At 67.4% G+C, this 3,286-nt stretch carries 4 protein-coding genes; 2 read left to right on the top strand and 2 right to left on the bottom strand.

From position 1 onward, the window contains the following. The coding region (locus A5745_RS00325; protein ID WP_305800046.1) for a wax ester/triacylglycerol synthase domain-containing protein at positions 1-791 on the bottom strand (791 nt) is incomplete at its 3' end. A 275-nt stretch (positions 792-1,066) separates the two neighbouring features. Here A5745_RS00325 and A5745_RS00320 point away from each other — a divergent pair. Beyond that, the gene (locus tag A5745_RS00320; protein ID WP_076059739.1) at positions 1,067-2,212 is read left to right on the top strand and encodes a thiolase family protein; all 1,146 of its coding nucleotides are present in this window, start codon (positions 1,067-1,069) and stop codon (positions 2,210-2,212) included. A gap of 47 nt (positions 2,213-2,259) precedes the next feature. After that, the gene (locus tag A5745_RS00315) at positions 2,260-3,006 is read left to right on the top strand and encodes a crotonase/enoyl-CoA hydratase family protein (protein WP_371336749.1); all 747 of its coding nucleotides are present in this window, start codon (positions 2,260-2,262) and stop codon (positions 3,004-3,006) included. Here A5745_RS00315 and A5745_RS00310 read toward each other — a convergent pair. Continuing rightward, positions 3,003-3,286, bottom strand: a 284-nt coding sequence (locus tag A5745_RS00310; RefSeq protein WP_371336748.1) for an NAD(P)/FAD-dependent oxidoreductase, incomplete at its 5' end; no start/stop codon positions are given. The genes A5745_RS00315 and A5745_RS00310 overlap by 4 nt on opposite strands.

The raw sequence follows: 3,286 nt of genomic DNA, 5'->3' as shown, positions 1-3,286 counted from the left end.
ACGTCGTTAATGGTGATCCGCAACCGCTTACCCGCGTGTTTCACCTGCGCCAGCGACAGGGTCGCGGTCGCGAACGTCCGTACCGGTGAGACCACATGGTTGATGAATGTCGGCGGCGCGTGCAGGAGCCGGGCGAAATCCGGTTGCTCACCACGTTCGCGGCCGCGCCGACGGAGCCGCCGGACACCGGAAAGCGCGTCGACGATCACCGCCGGCAGCGCGGCAAACTGCTGCACATGATCGCGCCCCGCCGCCCGCAGCAGCTCCGCCGTCGATGGCGGGACGCAACCCGTGTCGTTGTCGCGCTCGTCTTGGACCGGCCCCGGCAAGTCCATGAGTCGAGCAAGGAGATTCGCCGACGCCACCCCGTCGGCCAAGGCGTGGTGCAGCTTGCCGATGAGCGCGACACGGCCACCGGCCAGGCCTTCGGCGAAGTGGAACTCCCAGAGCGGACGGCTGCGATCCAGCGGGGTGGTCGCGACCTTTCCGATGACCTCATCGAGCTCGCGGCGACCACCGGGGCCGGGGACCCGAATCCGGCGCAGGTGGTAGTCGAGGTCAACCTCGCAGTTCTCCAGCCACATCGGGTGATGCGCTCGCCACGGGATGTCGACCAGCTTGTAGCGCAGTGGATCCAGCCGATGCAACCGGCGTAGCAGCGTGCGGCGGAACAGGTCGAAACTGAACTCGCTTTCGGCAGCGTCGACGACGGCGACCTTCAGCGTGTGCGTGTGCAGATTCGGCGTCTCGCTGTAGAGCAGCATCGCATCCATGCCGTTGAGCCGCTTCACCCAACCATTATCGCCGTGCTTGACGCCGGTGGTGAACAAATTTCTGGTTCGCAGTAGCGCCGAAATTGCCGTGAGGGCTGTGATCCCGGTGCTGACGACGACCGTGGCGGCAATCTCGGCGTGCCGCCGGATAATAGTCAAAGCTCGAGGTGCGCATGTGGCCGATGTGACCACCGGTCGCGAATTGACCACCCCGCCACATAACCGCCCAAACCCTTGGTTGACAATCGACGCAACAGCACTTCGTTAGTTTGTCTGTCAAAGGAGACACCATCATGGCTGAAGCCGTCATCGTCGAGGCAGTGCGCTCACCGATCGGGAAACGCAACGGCGGGCTGTCCGGGGTGCACCCCGCCGACCTGTCCGCGCAGGTTCTCAACGGGTTGGCGGACAAGGCCGGCATCGACCCCGGGATCGTCGACGACGTCATCTGGGGCTGCGTCATGCAGGCGGGCGAACAGGCCCTCGACATCGGCCGCACCGCGCTGCTGGCGGCCGGCTGGCCGGAGACCGTGCCGGGCGTGACCGTCGACCGCCAGTGCGGGTCGAGCCAGCAGTCCATACATTTCGCCGCCGCAGGAGTGGTGGCCGGGCACTATGACGTCGTCGTCGCCGGCGGCGTGGAGTCGATGTCGCGGACCCCGATGGGATCGTCGTTGGCCGGCGGCGGCAACCCGTACCCCAAGGCTTTCAAGGACCGCTACGACCGGACGCCCAACCAGGGCCTCGGCGCGGAAATGATCGCCGAGCAGTGGGGCCTCGACCGGCTCGCGCTCGACGAGTTCTCCCTGGGGTCGCACGAAAAGGCCGCGGCGGCACAGGATTCCGGCGCTTTCGACGACCAGATCGTGGGCATCAAGGACCAGGACGGCAACGTCGTCCTCAAGGACGAAGGCATCCGCCGCGGCACGCCGATGGAGAAGATGGCCTCGCTGAAGCCGGCGTTCAAGGAGGACGGCGTGATACACGCCGGCAACTCCTCGCAGATCTCCGACGGCTCCGCCGCCATCCTGTTCATGTCCGCCGAGAAGGCCAAGTCGCTCGGTCTGAAGCCGCTCGCCAAGGTGCACACCGCGACGCTGGCCGGAGCCGACCCGGTGATCATGCTGACCGCGCCGATCCCGGCGACGCAGAAGGTGCTGAAGAAGTCCGGGCTCAGCATCGGCGACATCGGGGCGTACGAAGTCAACGAGGCGTTCGCGCCCGTGCCGCTGGCGTGGCTGAAGGACATCGGCGCCGACGAGAAGAAGCTCAACCCCAACGGCGGCGCGATCGCGCTCGGCCACCCGCTCGGCGGATCGGGCGCGCGATTGATGACCACGCTGCTCTATCACATGCGGGACAAGGGAATTCGTTACGGCCTGCAGACCATGTGTGAGGGCGGGGGCCAGGCCAACGCCACCATCGTGGAACTCCTGTGACCGAAGCCGCGCAGCCGGCGGTGCTGGTCGACCGGACCGGCAACGTCATGGTCATCACGATCAACCGGCCCGAGGCTCGCAACGCCGTGAACAGCGCGGTGAGCATCGGGGTCGGTGACGCGCTGGAGGACGCGCAACACGACCCCGAGGTGCGCGCGGTGGTGATCACCGGTGCGGGTGACAAGTCGTTCTGCGCCGGAGCCGACCTCAAGGCGATCTCGCGCCGGGAAAACCTGTACCACCCCGACCATGGTGAATGGGGCTTCGCCGGGTACGTGCACCACTTCATCGACAAGCCCACCATCGCCGCGGTCAACGGCACGGCATTCGGGGGAGGCACCGAGCTGGCGCTGGCCAGCGACCTGGTGGTGGCCCACGAGCATGCGCAATTCGGGCTACCCGAGGTCAAGCGCGGGCTGATCGCCGCGGCCGGTGGCGTCTTCCGGATCGTGAACCAGTTGCCCCGCAAGGTGGCGATGGAGCTGCTGTTGACCGGTGAGCCACTGACGGCCTCCGACGCCTGGGAGTGGGGCCTCGTCAACCAGGTGGTCAAGGAGGGCTCGGTGCTAGATGCGGCCTTGGCGCTGGCGGCGCGGGTGACCGTCAATGCGCCGCTGTCAGTGCAGGCCAGCAAGCGCATCGCCTGCGGGGTCGACGACGGCGTGATCACCGCAGACGAAGTGGGCTGGGAGCGCACCATGCGCGAGATGCGTGTCCTGATCAGATCCGAGGACGCCAAGGAGGGACCGCTGGCGTTCGCCGAAAAGCGGGATCCGGTTTGGAAGGCGCGCTAACCGGCGAGGACGTTCACGCCGGCCCGGAACGCGCCGGGCAACAGCGCGCCCGCCGGCACGATGGCACGGCGCACTACCCGCGGCGTGCTGGCCAGCACCAGCGCCCGGGTCAGCAGGCGATAGTCGCGGGTAATCCGGTGCCACGCGGCTTCGTATGACGAGGGATCGTCACGAACGATTGCCCCGACGACCGCGGCCGCCTGCTTGACGGCCAGACTGATGCCTTCGCCGGTCAGCGCGTCCTCATAGCCCGCCGCGTCGCCCACCAACAGCACGCGGC

This window comes from Mycobacterium sp. IS-2888, from assembly GCF_001954215.1.
In the GTDB taxonomy this organism is placed as follows: Bacteria; Actinomycetota; Actinomycetes; order Mycobacteriales; family Mycobacteriaceae; genus Mycobacterium.
Note: the sequence above shows the minus strand (reverse complement) of the source record. Positions and strands in the feature narration are given on the sequence as shown.

Coding starts and splice junctions, on each gene's coding strand:
- A5745_RS00320 (WP_076059739.1), top strand. CDS start 1,067: ATGGCTGAAGCCGTCATCGTCGAGGCAGTGCGCTCACCGATCGGGAAA.
- A5745_RS00315 (WP_371336749.1), top strand. CDS start 2,260: ATGGTCATCACGATCAACCGGCCCGAGGCTCGCAACGCCGTGAACAGC.